This is a genomic window from Kitasatospora sp. NPDC056731 (assembly GCF_040687675.1).
Taxonomy (GTDB): Bacteria; Actinomycetota; Actinomycetes; order Streptomycetales; family Streptomycetaceae; genus Kitasatospora.
On the sequence record NZ_JBFBNR010000005.1, the window covers coordinates 253,338 to 267,529 of the forward strand.

15 protein-coding genes are annotated in these 14,192 nt (G+C 72.6%); 8 read left to right on the top strand and 7 right to left on the bottom strand.

What is annotated here, in order from left to right; genetic code table 11:
• The first annotated feature begins 112 nt into the window (after positions 1 to 112).
• The 3 genes from AB0R04_RS07745 (at position 113) to moaA (ending at position 3,158) form a co-directional block, all read left to right on the top strand.
• Entirely contained in the window at positions 113 to 469 is a 357-nt protein-coding gene (locus AB0R04_RS07745; protein ID WP_063349620.1) for a DUF485 domain-containing protein, read from the top strand.
• Positions 466 to 2,076, top strand: a complete 1,611-nt coding sequence (locus tag AB0R04_RS07750) for a cation acetate symporter (RefSeq protein WP_063349621.1) — start codon at positions 466 to 468, stop codon at positions 2,074 to 2,076. Before AB0R04_RS07745 ends, AB0R04_RS07750 begins: the two co-directional genes overlap by 4 nt.
• A 92-nt stretch (positions 2,077 to 2,168) precedes the next feature.
• Positions 2,169 to 3,158, top strand: a complete 990-nt coding sequence (gene moaA, locus AB0R04_RS07755; protein ID WP_363369100.1) for a GTP 3',8-cyclase MoaA — start codon at positions 2,169 to 2,171, stop codon at positions 3,156 to 3,158.
• Between the two features lie 40 nt (positions 3,159 to 3,198).
• Here the strand turns inward: moaA and AB0R04_RS07760 are convergent, their stop codons facing one another.
• From AB0R04_RS07760 to AB0R04_RS07785, 6 genes are all read right to left on the bottom strand, one after another.
• Positions 3,199 to 3,426 carry a hypothetical protein gene (locus AB0R04_RS07760; protein WP_363369102.1) on the bottom strand — a complete coding sequence of 76 codons (228 nt, stop codon included), beginning with the start codon at positions 3,424 to 3,426 and terminating at the stop codon, positions 3,199 to 3,201.
• A gap of 277 nt (positions 3,427 to 3,703) precedes the next feature.
• Positions 3,704 to 4,099, bottom strand: a complete 396-nt coding sequence (locus AB0R04_RS07765; protein WP_363369104.1) for a DUF3099 domain-containing protein — start codon at positions 4,097 to 4,099, stop codon at positions 3,704 to 3,706.
• Positions 4,100 to 4,282: 183 nt separating this feature from the next.
• Positions 4,283 to 4,831: an RNA 2'-phosphotransferase gene (locus tag AB0R04_RS07770; RefSeq protein ID WP_363369128.1), complete on the bottom strand. Its 549-nt coding sequence runs from the start codon at positions 4,829 to 4,831 to the stop codon at positions 4,283 to 4,285.
• 32 nt (positions 4,832 to 4,863) lie between these two features.
• Complete coding sequence (locus AB0R04_RS07775) at positions 4,864 to 6,261, bottom strand: metallopeptidase TldD-related protein (RefSeq protein WP_363369106.1); 1,398 nt, start codon at positions 6,259 to 6,261, stop codon at positions 4,864 to 4,866.
• Positions 6,261 to 7,862 (bottom strand): TldD/PmbA family protein, encoded by a 1,602-nt coding sequence (locus AB0R04_RS07780; RefSeq protein ID WP_363369108.1) that lies wholly within the window; start codon positions 7,860 to 7,862, stop codon positions 6,261 to 6,263. The genes AB0R04_RS07775 and AB0R04_RS07780 overlap by 1 nt, the downstream gene beginning before the upstream one ends.
• 127 nt (positions 7,863 to 7,989) lie before the next feature.
• Positions 7,990 to 9,135, bottom strand: a complete 1,146-nt coding sequence (locus AB0R04_RS07785) for an MBL fold metallo-hydrolase (RefSeq protein ID WP_063349626.1) — start codon at positions 9,133 to 9,135, stop codon at positions 7,990 to 7,992.
• Positions 9,136 to 9,449: 314 nt separating this feature from the next.
• Between AB0R04_RS07785 and fabG the strand changes: the two genes are divergently transcribed.
• Complete coding sequence (fabG, locus tag AB0R04_RS07790) at positions 9,450 to 10,169, top strand: 3-oxoacyl-[acyl-carrier-protein] reductase (protein ID WP_063349627.1); 720 nt, start codon at positions 9,450 to 9,452, stop codon at positions 10,167 to 10,169.
• A 2-nt stretch (positions 10,170 to 10,171) separates the two neighbouring features.
• The gene (fabI, locus tag AB0R04_RS07795) at positions 10,172 to 10,939 is read left to right on the top strand and encodes an enoyl-ACP reductase FabI (protein WP_363369110.1); all 768 of its coding nucleotides are present in this window, start codon (positions 10,172 to 10,174) and stop codon (positions 10,937 to 10,939) included.
• Positions 10,940 to 11,026: 87 nt separating this feature from the next.
• Here fabI and AB0R04_RS07800 read toward each other — a convergent pair whose 3' ends face one another.
• Complete coding sequence (locus tag AB0R04_RS07800; RefSeq protein WP_350887659.1) at positions 11,027 to 11,701, bottom strand: FadR/GntR family transcriptional regulator; 675 nt, start codon at positions 11,699 to 11,701, stop codon at positions 11,027 to 11,029.
• A gap of 135 nt (positions 11,702 to 11,836) precedes the next feature.
• Between AB0R04_RS07800 and AB0R04_RS07805 the strand changes: the two genes are divergently transcribed.
• The 3 genes from AB0R04_RS07805 to AB0R04_RS07815 all read left to right on the top strand — a co-directional run bounded on the left by AB0R04_RS07805 (position 11,837) and on the right by AB0R04_RS07815 (position 14,004).
• Positions 11,837 to 13,123: an MFS transporter gene (locus AB0R04_RS07805; protein ID WP_363369112.1), complete on the top strand. Its 1,287-nt coding sequence runs from the start codon at positions 11,837 to 11,839 to the stop codon at positions 13,121 to 13,123.
• Between the two features lie 67 nt (positions 13,124 to 13,190).
• Positions 13,191 to 13,313 carry an SGM_5486 family transporter-associated protein gene (locus AB0R04_RS07810; RefSeq protein ID WP_279634939.1) on the top strand — a complete coding sequence of 41 codons (123 nt, stop codon included), beginning with the start codon at positions 13,191 to 13,193 and terminating at the stop codon, positions 13,311 to 13,313.
• A 163-nt stretch (positions 13,314 to 13,476) separates the two neighbouring features.
• Entirely contained in the window at positions 13,477 to 14,004 is a 528-nt protein-coding gene (locus tag AB0R04_RS07815; RefSeq protein WP_063349631.1) for a histidine phosphatase family protein, read from the top strand.
• The last annotated feature ends 188 nt before the right edge of the window (positions 14,005 to 14,192 follow it).

Consider the following 14,192-nt stretch of genomic DNA (forward strand, 5'->3'; position numbering starts at 1 on the left):
GGCGGGCGCGACGCTCCTAGCATTGCGCGGCGCGCACACGGATTGTGACGCCCCTCACGTCCGATCGTTCCCCGTGTGCGACCGCTACGCCGAAGGAGTGAGGAGAGACAGAGTGGATTCGCCGCCGATCACCACTACCCCTACGGAAGTCCAACTCATCGATGAGAGCGAGGAGTTCCGTACCCTGAGGCGCTCGTTCCGGAGCTTCGCCTTCCCGGTCACCATCGGCTTCGTGCTCTGGTACCTGCTCTACGTGCTGCTCTCCTGCTACGCGCCCGGCCTGATGGGCGCCAAGGTCGTCGGGCACATCAACGTGGCCCTGGTGCTGGGGCTGCTGCAGTTCGTCACCACCTTCGCCATCGCCGCCTGGTACGCCCGCTACGCCGACCGGCGGATCGACCCGACCGCCGCCGCGATCCGCGAGGCCCACGGCGCCGTCGTCCACGCTCCCCGGGAGTCCGCCGAATGACCCTGCTCGCCAGCTCCGCCACGGAGCACCGCGGCATCACGATGACCCTCTTCGGGTTGTTCGTGCTGGCCACCCTCGCGATCACCGTCTGGGCCGGGCGGCAGACCAAGGACGCGGCCGACTTCTACGCCGGCGGCCGCGGCTTCACCGGATTCCAGAACGGCCTGGCCATCTCCGGCGACTACATGTCCGCCGCGTCCTTCCTCGGCATCGCCGGCGCCATCGCGCTCTCCGGCTACGACGGCTTCCTCTACTCGATCGGCTTCCTGGTCGCCTGGCTGGTCGCGCTGCTGCTGATCGCCGAACCGCTGCGCAACTCCGGCCGCTTCACCATGGCGGACGTCCTCGCGTTCCGGATGCGCCAGCGCCCGGTGCGCACCGCGGCGGGCGTCTCCACCATCGTGGTGTCGATCTTCTACCTGCTCGCCCAGATGGTCGGCGCCGGGACGCTGGTCGCCCTGCTGCTCGGGGTCAACGGGGACGCCGCCAAGCGCTGGACCATCGTCGCGGTCGGCGCGCTGATGGTCGTCTACGTGGTGATAGGGGGCATGAAGGGCACCACCTGGGTGCAGATCGTCAAGGCCGTGCTGCTGATCGCCGGCACCGCGCTGATGACCGTCCTGGTGCTCGCCAAGTACCACTTCAACCCCTCGGAACTGCTCGGCGCCGCCGCCAGCGCGAGCGGCAAGGGCGCGGCCTTCCTCGAACCGGGGCTGAAGTACGGGGCCAGCGACACCAGCAAACTCGACTTCATCAGCCTCGGGATCGCGCTGGTGCTCGGCACCGCAGGCCTGCCGCACATCCTGGTCCGCTTCTACACCGTGCCCACCGCCAAGGCGGCCCGGAAGTCGGTGCTCTGGGCGATCGGCATCATCGGCGTCTTCTACCTGATGACCCTGGCGCTCGGCTTCGGCGCGGCGGCGCTGGTCGGCCCCAAGGCGATCAAGGCGGCCAACGCCTCCGGCAACACGGCGGCCCCGCAGCTGGCCGAGGTGCTCGGCGGAGGCTCCGGCACCACCGGCGGCGCGATCCTGCTCGCGGTGATCTCCGCCGTCGCCTTCGCCACCATCCTGGCCGTGGTCGCCGGACTCACCCTGGCGTCCTCCGCCTCCTTCGCGCACGACCTGTACGCCAACGTGATCCGGCGCGGCAAGGCCACCGAGAAGCAGGAGGTGCTCTCGGCGAAGTGGGCCGCCGTCGCGATCGGCGCGGTGGCCATCGTGCTCAGCCTCTTCGCGGGCAAGCTCAACACCGCCGCCCTGGTCGCCCTGGCCTTCGCGGTGGCCGCCTCGGCGAACCTGCCGACCCTGCTCTACTCGCTGTTCTGGAAGCGCTTCACCACCTCCGGCGCGGTCAGCTCGGTCTACGCCGGCCTGATCAGCTCGGTGGTGCTGGTGGTCTTCTCCCCGGTGGTCTCCGGCGCGAAGACCTCGCTGTTCCCGGACACCGACTTCCACTGGTTCCCGCTGGAGAACCCGGGCCTGGTCTCCATCCCGATCGGCTTCCTGGCCGGGTGGATCGCCACCCTGCTGTCCAAGGACCGACCCGACCCGGCGAAGTACGCTGAACTGGAGGTTCGGGCGCTGACCGGGCTGGGCGCCCACTGACCGGGCGCCCACCGACCGACCGGCGATGACTATGCTGGCCCGGCCCGCCGTGACGGTGGCCGGGCCGGCCGCATTCTCGGGAAGGGACGCACGTGCTGCTCGACACCTTCGGACGCCAGGCCGTCGACCTGCGGGTATCCCTCACCGACCGGTGCAACCTCCGCTGCACCTACTGCATGCCGGAAGAGGGCCTGCGCTGGCTGGCCAAGCCCGAGCTGCTGACCGACGAGGAGATCGTCCGGCTGGTCACCCTCGCGGTGCGCGACCTGGGCGTCCGGGAGGTCCGCTTCACCGGCGGCGAGCCGCTGCTGCGCCCCGGCCTGGTCGCCATCGTCGCCGCCTGCTCGGAGCTGGATCCGCGCCCCGAGCTGTCCCTCACCACCAACGGCATCGGGCTGGCCCGTACCGCGACGGCGCTGCGCGAGGCCGGGCTCGACCGGGTCAACGTCTCGCTGGACACCCTCGACCCCGAGGTGTTCCACACCCTCACCCGCCGCCACCGCCACCAGGACGTGCTGGCCGGGCTGGCCGCCGCCGAGGCCGCCGGGCTGACGCCGGTCAAGCTGAACGCGGTGCTGATGCGCGGGGTCAACGACCACGAGGCGCCCGACCTGCTGGCCTGGTGCCTGGAGCACGGCTACGAGCTGCGCTTCATCGAGCAGATGCCGCTGGACGCCCAGCACGGCTGGGACCGCTCCGCGATGGTCACCGCCGAGGAGATCCTCGACCTGCTCGGTGCGCGGTTCACGCTCACCCCGGAGCCGTCCGCCCGCCGGGGCGCGGCGCCCGCCGAACGCTGGCTGGTGGACGGCGGCCCGGCCCAGGTCGGCGTGATCGCCTCCGTCACCCGCCCGTTCTGCCGGGCCTGCGACCGGACCAGGCTGACCGCCGACGGGCAGGTGCGCAACTGCCTGTTCGCGACCGGGGAGACGGACCTGCGCACCGCCCTGCGCTCGGGCGCGGACGACGCCGAGCTGGGCGCGCTGTGGCGGGCGGCGATGTGGGGCAAGAAGGCCGGGGCCGGGATCGACGACCCGGAGTTCCACCAGCCCGAGCGGCCGATGTCGGCGATCGGCGGCTAGCGGGGCTCGGACGGCGTGGGAGGTCAGGGCGCCCGGGCGGTCAGGACGACTCGGACGTCTCCGGGGTCCAGTCGGTGAAGGCGACGACCTCCTTGAGGAAGCCGCGCACGCCGAGGAACTGGGACAGGTGCTCACGGTGCTCGTCGCAGGCGAGCCAGGTCTTGCGGCGGTCCGGGGTGTGCAGCTTGGGGTTGTTCCACACCAGCACCCAACGGGCGTGCGCCCGGCAGCCCTTGGCGGAGCAGATCGGCGTCTGCGGGGTGTCCATCGGGTCGTCCTCAGCGCTAGGCGGGTGGTCTGCACCGCCAGTGTTTCACGCGCTCCGCGCGGCCCGGAGGGAGCCCGCCCGGATCCGGGCATGGCGACGCCGGGCAGCCACGGGGGGAGCCGCCCGGCGTCGGTCCGTCGCTCCGACGGGGGATGCGGAGCGCGTACGCAGTATGTCACGCCAGGGGCCTCGGATGGGGAGGTCTTGCATGATTAATCTGAGCTTCTTCTGAGCTTTCTTCGAGCCGGATTCTCTCGAAACGTCGCGAAACGGACGGTCAGTTCGGGCCCTGTGAAGGATCGGTGGCAGCGGACTTTGCCCCATCTGTACCGGGGGCCCCAGCTGCCCCACCCCTCCCACCCGTCCCACCGGGGCCGAGCATCAGCGGGGTGTCCAGCGGGATGTCGAAGGTGCTCGGCAGTCCCGGCGCCCGCTCCCGGCCCGCGTTGGCGATCAGGACGGCGAAGTACGGCAGCAGCACGGCGCCGGCCAGCGCCGCGAACGCCAGCCACCGCTGGACGTCCCACAGCACCACGGCGAGCAGCACGCAGACCGTCCGGAGCAGCATCGAGACCACGTAGCGGCGCTGCCGCCCGCGGACGTCCTCGGTGAGGCTGCTCCGCGCTCCCGTGATCCGGTGGACCTGCTGTTCACCGTCGGCGCTCTTGCCCATGTCCTACCGCCCTCGTCCACGCTCCCGCGCGACTCGCCGCGCGGCCTCCTCACGGTACGCCTGGGCAGCGGGGACGACGAGACCGGGTGGGGCGGACCCACCCGGTCGGGTGTGCGAAGGGACTGTCCGGCCGATCGGGACGGCCGATCGGGACGGGCAAGCGGAACGGCGGGGCGAGGGGCCTCACGACCGCCGGGAGAGGAACTGCGGCGGGACGGCGTCGGCGAGCCAGACGCCGTTGTCGCTGATCCGGAACTCGTGGCCGGCCGCCGCCATCGCGGCCGCGTTCACGGTCAGCACCACCGGGCGGCCGTGCCGGGCGCCGACCCGGACCGCGGTCTCGGTGTCCGCGGACAGGTGGACGTCCTGCCGGGCCATCGGGCGCAGGCCCTCCCGGAAGATCGACGCCAGGTGGCGGTCGGCGGTGCCGTGGTAGAGCACCGGGGGCGGCACGGTGGCGGCCAGGCCGAGGTCGACCGCCACCGTGTGGCCCTGGTTGGCGCGGATCGAGAGACCGTCCGCGGAGTAGCCGAAGCGGCGCTTGTTGTTGGTCGCCACCACGTGGTCCAGATCGGCCCTGGTCAGCCGGTTGCCCTTCGCCGCGAGGGCGGTGAGGAGCACGTCGATCCGGATCCAGCCGGACTCGTCCAGCGTGACGCCCACCCGCTCCGGTTCGTGCCGCAGGATGCGCGACAGCATCTTGCTCGTCTTGACCAGCCGCTTCTCGTCCATCATGTCTCTCGTATCCCCCCGTTGGTCAGTGGCTATGAGGCCTGGCTGACCGAACTCATGTTGAAGTCCGCGACACGCACGGGTGGCATCGCGGTGCGGGTGAAGTAGTCGCTCCACTCGCGGGGCAGGCAGCGCTCGGTGCGGCCCGCCTCGGTGATCCGGTCCAGCAGGTCCACCGGGGACTCGTTGAACCGGAAGTTGTTGACCGCGCCGACGACTTCGCCGTTCTCGACCAGGTAGACGCCGTCCCGGGTCAGGCCGGTGAGCAGCAGTGTCGCCGGGTCCACCTCGCGGATGTACCAGAGGCAGGTGAGCAGCAGGCCGCGCTCGGTGCGGGCGATCATCTCGTCCAGGGTCGGCGCGCTGTCCTGGTCGGCCGTCTCCAGCACCAGGTTGTCGCCGAACGGGCGCAGCGGCAGGCCGGTGAGGCCGGCGGAGTGGCGGCTGGTGACCAGGTCGGTCAGCACGCCCTCGCGGATCCACTCGGTGGCGTCGATCGGCAGGCCGTTGTCGAAGACCGAGATGTCCCCGCCGGTCGAGTGCGCGAGGACGAACGGCTCCGACTCCAGGCCGGGTTCGGCCGGGTCCGTGCGCAGCGTCAGCGGCAGCCCGGCGAGCTTGTCGCCGATCCGGGTGCCGCCGCCGGGCTTGGAGAAGACGGTGCGGCCCTCGTGGGCGTCGCGGCCGACGGCGGACCAGGCGAGGCAGAGCATCAGGTCGGCGACGGCCGAGGGCGGCAGCAGCGTCTCGTACCGGCCGGCCGGCAGGTCCACCTTGCGGGCGCCCCAGCCGAGGCGCTTGGTCAGCTCGGTGTGCAGGGCGGTGACGTCCACGTCGGAGAAGTCCCGGGTGGCGGCGCCGGCCCAGGCGGAGCCGGACAGGTCGGCGGTCTTGGCGTTGATCTCGACCATGCCGGTCGGCTGGTCGTGGCGCAGCCGCAGGCCGGTGGAGGTGCCCAGGTAGCTGCTGACCACCTCGTGCCGGGCGAAGCCGTACAGCAGTTCGCCCTGTGCGGCGGCCCGGGCGAAGGCCTCGCCGAGGGCCGGGCCGAAGGCGTCGAACACCGCGATCGAGGTCTCGGCGGGCGGCCGGGTGAAGTCCGGGGAGGACGGCCGGTCGGCCACCAGCGGCTGGGCGTCCTCGGCCGGGCCGGCCGCGCGGGCGGCCTCCTCGGCGGCGCGGACCAGGCCCTCCACCTCGTCCGGGGTGACGGCCTCGCGGGAGACCACGCCGGAGGCGGTGCCCTCGGCCCCGGCCACGGTGGCGATCACGGTGAGGCGGCGGCCGCGGGTGACGCCGTTGGTGGTCAGCGAGTTGCCGGCCCAGCGCAGGTTGGCGGTGGACTCCTCGTCGGCGATCACCACGCAGCCGTCGGCGCGGGCGAGGCCGAGTGCCAGCTCGACCAGTTCGTGGGGCTGCATCGCGGTCATCAGTGACCCGCCTCCTGCTGGGTGTTGAGCACGTTGACGTTGCGGAACAGCGCCGACGGGCAGCCGTGGCTGACCGCCGCGATCTGGCCGGGCTGCGCCTTGCCGCAGTTGAAGGCGCCGCCGAGGACGTAGGTCTGCGGGCCGCCGACCGCCGTCATCGAGCCCCAGAAGTCGGTGGTGGTCGCCTGGTAGGCGAAGTCCTTGACCTGGCCGGCGAGTTCGCCGTTCTTGATGGCGTAGGCGCGCTGGCCGGTGAACTGGAAGTTGTAGCGCTGCATGTCGATCGACCAGGAGCGGTCGCCGACGATGTACAGGCCGTTCTCCACCCCGGCGAACAGGCCCTCGGTGTCCGGGCCGTCGGCGGCGGGCTGGAGCGAGACGTTGGCCATCCGCTGCACCGGCACGTGGGCCGGGGAGTCCGCGAAGGCGCAGCCGTTGGAGCGCTCGAAACCCTTCAGCTTGGCCATGCCGCGGTCGAGTTGGTACCCGACCAGGGTGCCGTCCTTGACCAGGTCCCAGGACTGGGTGGCGACGCCCTCGTCGTCGTAGCCGATCGTGGACAGGCCGTGCTCGGCGGTGCGGTCGCCGGTGACGTGCATCAGCTCGGAGCCGTACCTGAGCGAGCCGAGCCGGTCGAAGGTGGCGAAGGAGGTGCCGGCGTAGGCGGCCTCGTAGCCGAGGGCGCGGTCCAGCTCGGTGGCGTGGCCGATCGACTCGTGGATGGTCAGCCAGAGGTTGGACGGGTCGATGACCAGGTCGTAGCGGCCGGCCCGGACGCTCGGCGCCTTCATCTTCTCGGCCAGCAGGGTGGGCAGTTCGGCGAGTTCGGCGTCCCAGTCCCAGCCCGTCGCGGGCAGGCCCCGGCCGTCGGGGGACGACCCCCGGGCCCCCGTGAGGTACTCGAAGCCGCGCCCGACCGGCGGGGCCAGCGTGCGCATCGAGTCGAAGGCCCCGGTGCGCTCGTCCACCGAGGTGGCCTCCAGCGTGGGGTGCAGCCGGATCCGCTGCTGGGTGGTGACGGTGCCCGCGGTGTCCGCGTAGAACTTGTTCTCCTGGACGGTCAGCAGGCTCGCCTGGACGTGCGAGACGCCCTCGGCGGCCAGCAGCCGCGAACTCCACTCGGCGAGCAGTGCGGTCTTCTCCGCGTCCGGCACCTCGAAGGGGTTCACCTCGTAGGAGGAGACCCAGGTGGCGTCCCGGTACACCGGCTCGTCGGCCAGCTCGACCCGTTCGGCGGAGCCGGCGGCCCGGCTGATCCCGCCGGACAGGCGGGCCACCGCGACGGCCTGCTCGGCGACCCGCGCCGCCGCGTCGGCGGTGAGGTCCACCCCGGCGGCGAAGCCCCAGGCGCCGTCCAACAGCACCCGGACGGCGAAGCCGAGCTGCACGCTGTCGGAGGTGCCGGCCGGGCGGGCGTCGCGCAGCCGCCAGGAGGCGCTGCGGACCCGCTCCAGGCGGAAGTCGGCGTGGGCGGCGCCGAGTTCGCGGGCCCGGGTGAGGGCGGCGTCGGCGAGGGTGCGCAGCGGGAAGGCGAGGAACAGCGGGTCGACGGCGCGCCCGTGCGGGGCGCCGACGCTGTCGGCCGGAGGGATCGGAGGCAATCGTGCTCCCTGGTCGCGGAGGGTGGCGGTGCGGCGCCACACAGGGGCGCCCGCACCGCATCATGGCCGGTCCAGGGGGTTTCGGCCAGCGCATTTCGGCCGGTGCGCCGCCGTGGTGGCCGGTCGGTCAGCCGACGATCTCCCACCAGCCGTCCAGCTCCGGCGGGTTGTCCACGTCGACCCGCTCGCCGGGGCGCGGCACGGCCAGCGGGACGGCCTGCGCCTTGGCCTCGGCCAGCAGCCGCTCGATCGGCTCGGCCCACGGGTGCAGGCCCAGGTTGAAGGTGCACCAGTGCACCGGCACCAGCAGGCCCGCCTGGAGGTCGCGGTGGGCGCGCACGGCGTCCTCGGGGGTCATGTGGATGTCGGCCCAGGCGGCGTCGTAGGCGCCGATCTGCACCAGCGCGGCGTCGAAGGGGCCGTGCCGGTCGCCGATCCGGGCGTAGCCCTCGAAGTAGCCGGAGTCACCGGTGTAGAAGACCTTGCGGTCGGGGCCGGCGATCACCCAGGAGCCCCACAGGGTGGTGTTGCGGGTCAGGCCGCGGCCGGAGAAGTGGTGTGCCGAGGTGAGGGTGAGCACCAGGTCGCCGAGGGTGCAGGTCTCGTCCCAGTCCAGCTCGATGATGCGGTGCTCCGGGACGCCCCAGCGGCGCAGGTGGCCGCCGATGCCCAGCGGCACCGCGAACGGCGCGGACTGGCTGCGCACCAGGCGCTTGACCGTCGCCATGTCCAGGTGGTCGTAGTGGTCGTGCGAGATCAGTACGGCGTCGACCTGCGGCAGCTCCTCCAGTTCCACCGGCACCGGGTGCAGCCGCTTGGGGCCGACGTGCGCGGCGGGGGAGCAGCGCTCGCTCCAGATCGGGTCGAGCAGCACCCGGGAGCCCTCGATCTCCACCAGCGCGGAGGCGTGCCCGTACCAGGTGATCGCCACGCCCTCGGCGGCCGGGCCGGGGCCGCCGGCGGGGCGGACGGTCGGCACGGGGTGGGCGGGGACGCGGCCCTCGCGCTCGAACAGCATCCGGCGGATGGTGCCGCGGTCGATGTCCGGGGCGGTGGTGGCCCGGGCCAGGGTGGAGGGGGCGTTGTGGAAGACGCCGTCGCGGTACTGCGGCGAGTCGCGCACCCGCTCCTCGTGCTCGCCGTCCGGCCGCCGGCCGAACGCCGCCGGCAGGTCGCGCAGCGACCAGGCGGCCGCTCCCAGGCCGGCCGCGAGGGCGGTCAGGGCCAGCAGCCGTCCGTTCCGGTGGGTGCTCCTGGGCCGTGCCTTGGTCATGCGCCCTGCCTTCGTTCCTCGCGGGACCCTTCGGGGATCGGTACGGCCGGTCCCGGGTCGGCCCGCACCACGGGGGCAACGGGTGCGCGGGGCCGTGTTGTTCCCGTACGGCGGCGCCGGCTGGGCTGCGGCCGTGGTTCGGTCAGGGCGGCTGAGCAGGTGCGGGGCGCTGCGGGTACGGATTGTCGGATTGCGACAGTTCCTCCGGTGCGGCGCTGTGGGAGCCCGATGCGCCGACACCGCCGACCGCCCGATAGCGTCACACTGCGTACGCGTTCCGACGTACGTCCGCACACACGGAGAGAGGTGGATCGTTGAGCCGCTCGGTTCTCGTCACCGGAGGAAACCGGGGCATCGGCCTCGCGATCGCCCAGGCCTTCGCCGAGGCGGGTGACAAGGTCGCCATCACCAGCCGCTCGGGCGAGGTGCCGGAGGCCCTGCAGAAGTACGACGTCCTCGCGGTGCGCTGCGACATCACGGACGCCGCGCAGGTCGACGCCGCCTTCACCGAGATCGAGGAGAAGCACGGCGCGGTCCAGGTGCTGGTCGCCAACGCGGGCATCACCAACGACACCCTGCTGCTGCGCATGTCCGAGGAGGACTTCACCTCCGTCCTGGACACCAACCTGACCGGGGCCTTCCGGGTGGTCAAGCGCGCCTCGAAGCTGATGATGCGCGCCCGCAAGGGCCGCGTCGTGCTGATCTCGTCCGTGGTGGGCCTGTCCGGCTCGCCGGGCCAGTCGAACTACGCCGCGTCCAAGGCGGGCCTGGTCGGCTTCGCCCGGTCGCTGGCGCGCGAGCTGGGCCCGCGCAACATCACCGTCAACGTGGTCGCCCCCGGCTTCGTCGACACCGACATGACCGCCGTGCTCAGCGACGAGCGCCGCGCGGACATCGTCTCGGGCGTGCCGCTGGGCCGCTACGCGTCGCCCGCCGAGGTCGCGTCCACCGTGCGGTTCCTCGGTTCGGACGAGGCCGCGTACATCACCGGAGCCGTCATTCCCGTGGACGGCGGATTGGGCATGGGTCACTGAGCATGACTGGAATCCTTGAGGGCAAGCGCATCCTGATCACGGGTGTGCTGATGGAGTCCTCCATCGCCTTCCACGCCGCCAAGCTCGCCCAGGAGCAGGGTGCGGAGATCATCCTCACCGCGTTCCCGCGCCCGAGCCTGACCGAGCGGATCGCCAAGAAGCTGCCGAAGCCGGTCACCGTGCTGCCGCTGGACGTCTCCAGCGCGGAGGAGCTGGCGGGCATCGCCGACACGGTCCGCGAGCACCTGCCGACCCTGGACGGCATCGTCCACTCGATCGGCTTCGCCCCGCAGGACGCCCTGGGCGGCAACTTCCTGGACACCCCGTGGGAGTCCGTGGCCACCGCGATGAACGTCTCGGCGTTCTCGCTGAAGTCGCTGACCATGGCGCTGCTGCCGCTGATGCAGAACGGCGGCTCGGTCGTCGGTCTCACCTTCGACGCGCAGTTCGCCTGGCCGCAGTACGACTGGATGGGCCCGGCCAAGGCCGCCCTGGAGTCGACCAACCGCTACCTGGCGCGCTACCTGGGCGAGCAGGACATCCGCTGCAACCTGATCTCGGCCGGCCCGCTCGGCTCGATGGCCGCCAAGTCCATCCCGGGCTTCGGCGACCTGGCGGACACCTGGAACCACCGCTCCCCGCTGAAGTGGGACCTGACCGACCCGGAGCCGGCCGGCCGCGGCATCGTCGCGCTGCTCTCGGACTGGTTCCCGAAGACCACCGGCGAGATCATCCACGTCGACGGCGGTCTGCACGCCATCGGCGCCTGACCGCTTCGCCGCACACCGCTGCCCGGCACCCTCGTGGGGGTGCCGGGCAGCGGCGTTCCGGGACGTTCCAGGTCGTTCCGGGGCGCCTCAGGCGTCGGCGGGGGTGCACGCGCCGATGGCGCGGCCGGCCTCGACGGAGGCGCGCTGGGCGTCGCCGGCCCGGATGGCGTCGAGGATGGTGGCGTGGCCGATGTAGCGCTCGGCGATCAGCTCGGGGCCGACGTCGTGCCGCAGGTGGGCGCGGGTGACCTCGCCGAGGTCGGCGTAGACGGCGGCCAGCACGTCGTTGTGGGCGGCGGCGACGACGGCCTGGTGGAACGCGGCGTCGGCCTGGATGAAGTCCTCGGCGTCGCCGGAGTGCCAGGCGCTCTCGCGGCGGCCCAGCGCGGCGTCCAGCAGGCCGAGGTCGCGGTCGGTGCGGCGGGCCGCGGCGAGGCCGGCCGCGGAGGTCTCCAGGGCGGCCCGCAGCTCGGCGACCTGCGCCTGGTCGGCGTCGGCGAAGCGGCGGTGCATGACCCCGGCCAGCTCGCTGGTGGCGAGCACGTAGGTGCCGGAGCCCTGGCGGATGTCGAGCAGCCCGTTGTGGGCGAGGGCGCGGACGGCCTCGCGGACGGTGTTGCGGGCGACGCCGAGCTGTTCGACGAGTGCGGCCTCGGTGGGGATGCGTGAGCCGACGGGCCACTCTCCGGAGGTGATCTGGGCGCGCAGCTGCGCGATCACCTGGTCGGACAGCGGGGTGCGCCTCGGCGAGGACAGCGCCACGGGTACTCCTTGCGGCTACGGTTCGATGGACGGGGCCGGCGGGTGGGAGGGCCGGCGTCCGGTGGGGGTGCGGGTCGGCACATCATGCCAATTCGAAGGTGCGCCAATTCATCCCATCATTCTATGATGGCGCCCATGCCTCCCGCAGCAGACACCACCGCCTCCCCACGAACCGAGGCCCGGCCGCAGACCGAGCGGCCCTCCACGCCCTCCTCCGGCAAGCACCTGGGCTGGCTGTTCGCCATCGCGATCGCCGCCGCCGCCTTCAACCTGCGCCCCGTGGTCACCAGCCTCGGACCGCTGCTCGACCAGGTCCGCGCCGGCCTCGGGATGAACCCGACGCTCGCCGGGCTGCTCACCGCCGTCCCGTCGCTCTGCTTCGGCCTGTTCGGCTTCGCCGCGCCCTCGATGGCCCGGCGGATCGGCCCGATCGCCGTGATCACCGCCGGCATGGGCGCGATCACCCTGGGCGTGCTGTCCCGCTCCTTCGCCGGCGGCACCGCGGTGTTCCTGCTGCTGACGGCGCTCGCGCTGGCCGGCGTGGCGGTCTCCAACGTGCTGATCCCGGTGGTGATCAAGCGCTACTTCCCGGACAAGGTCGGTCCGATGATCGGCCTGTACTCGATGGCGCTGTCGGCCGGCACCGCGCTGGCCGCCGCCGTCACCGTGCCGATGACCAGCGCGCTCGGCGGCGACTGGCGCTACGGCCTGGGCGTCTGGGCCGGTCTCGCCGCGCTGGCCCTGCTGCTCTGGCTCCCGGTGCTGCTGACCAAGCGCGAGCGCGGCGAGCGCGCGGGCGGGGCGGCCGCCGCCAGGCTGCCGATCACCCGCAGCCGGACGGCCTGGGCGATGGCCTGCTTCTTCGGCCTCCAGGCCACCGGCGCCTACGTGGTGATGGGCTGGATGCCGAAGATCTTCCAGGACGCCGGCGTCGACAAGGGCACCTCCGGGGTGCTGCTCGCGGTGACCATGGTGATCGGCGTGCCGGTCTCCTTCGTGCTGCCCAACCTGGCCGCCCGCCGCGGCGACCAGCGGCTGTTCGTCGTCGTGCTGGCCGCCTGCGGCATCGCCGGGTACGCCGGGCTGGCGCTGGCCCCGGCCGGCGCGTCGTGGCTCTGGGCGGTCCTGGTGGGCCTGTCCAACTGCGCCTTCCCGCTGGTGCTGACGATGATCGGGCTGCGCGCCCGCACCGCCGGCGGGGTCGCCCAGCTCTCCGCCTTCGCCCAGGGCGTCGGCTACCTGATCTCCATCCCCGGCCCGATCCTGATCGGCCGGATCTACCAGATGACCGGCGAGTGGTACGGCCCGCTGGGCTTCCTGGCGCTGCTGCTGGTGCCGCAGATGCTGTTCGGCCTGCGGGCCGCGATGGCCCGGCACATCGAGGACGAGGCGGTCCACCCCGTGGCGCAGGTCAAGGCCTGACCAAGGGCCGGCCAACCCCGAGGGGTCGGTGACCGACGGGCGTGTTCGGGGTGGAAGAATCCCGGACATGCCCGTTCTCGATCCCAACCCGACCGACGGCCGCAAGCAGCTCGGCCAGATCGCCCTGGCGATCGCCGGCATCGTGGTGCTGGTGGCGATCATCGCCTCCGTCGCCGCCGCCATAGGCTGATCCGGTCCATCCCCCCCCCCGCGCGCACGACCGCCGCTCACCGGCCGCCCCCGTTTATCGGAAGGCCGGACGAACGGCGGATGATGACACCCGCCACCCCTGCGAGTGGCGGCATCCGGGAGCACCGCGCCCCGGAGCGGCTTTTCTGCCAAGCTTGCTGGGTATGAGCGCCGACACGTCCCGCAGGATCATCGTTCTCCGCCATGCCAAGGCCGACTGGCCCAACGGCGTGGACGACCACGAGCGGCCGCTGGCCGACCGGGGCCGTCACCAGGCCCCGGACGCCGGCCGCTGGCTGGTCGACTCCGGCATCAACCCCGAGTACGTGCTCTGCTCCACCGCGCTGCGCACCCGCGAGACGTGGAAGCTGGCGGCGCACGAGCTGCCGAAGCGGGCCCGCAAGACCGTGTACGAGGACCGGATCTACGAGGCCAGCCCCGGCGAGATCATCGCCGTCCTCCAGGAGACCCCGGAGGAGTACGCGGACGTGGTGCTGGTCGGGCACAACCCCGGCGTGCTGGGCCTGACCCAGGTGCTGGCCGGGGACGCGGGCGACCGGGACGCGCTGGAGCGGCTGCGGCTCGGCGGCTTCCCGACGGCGGCGATCGCGGTGCTCAGCTTCAGCGGCTCGTGGAAGGGCGTCGAGCCGGGCGCGGCCGCGCTGGTCTCGTACTACACGCCGCAGGACTGACCCGGTACGGAGCTCCGGGTTCCGTGCGAGCTCCGGGTTCCGTACGGGCTCCGTTGCTCCGGGCTCCGGGCTTCGATGACGACGAGGGGCGCGCGGACCAGGTCCCTCGGCTGGTGGCGCGGCATGGTCATGGCCATCACGGTCTTCGCCGCCTTCGCCACCCCGAGCGCCGATCCGGTGAGCATGCT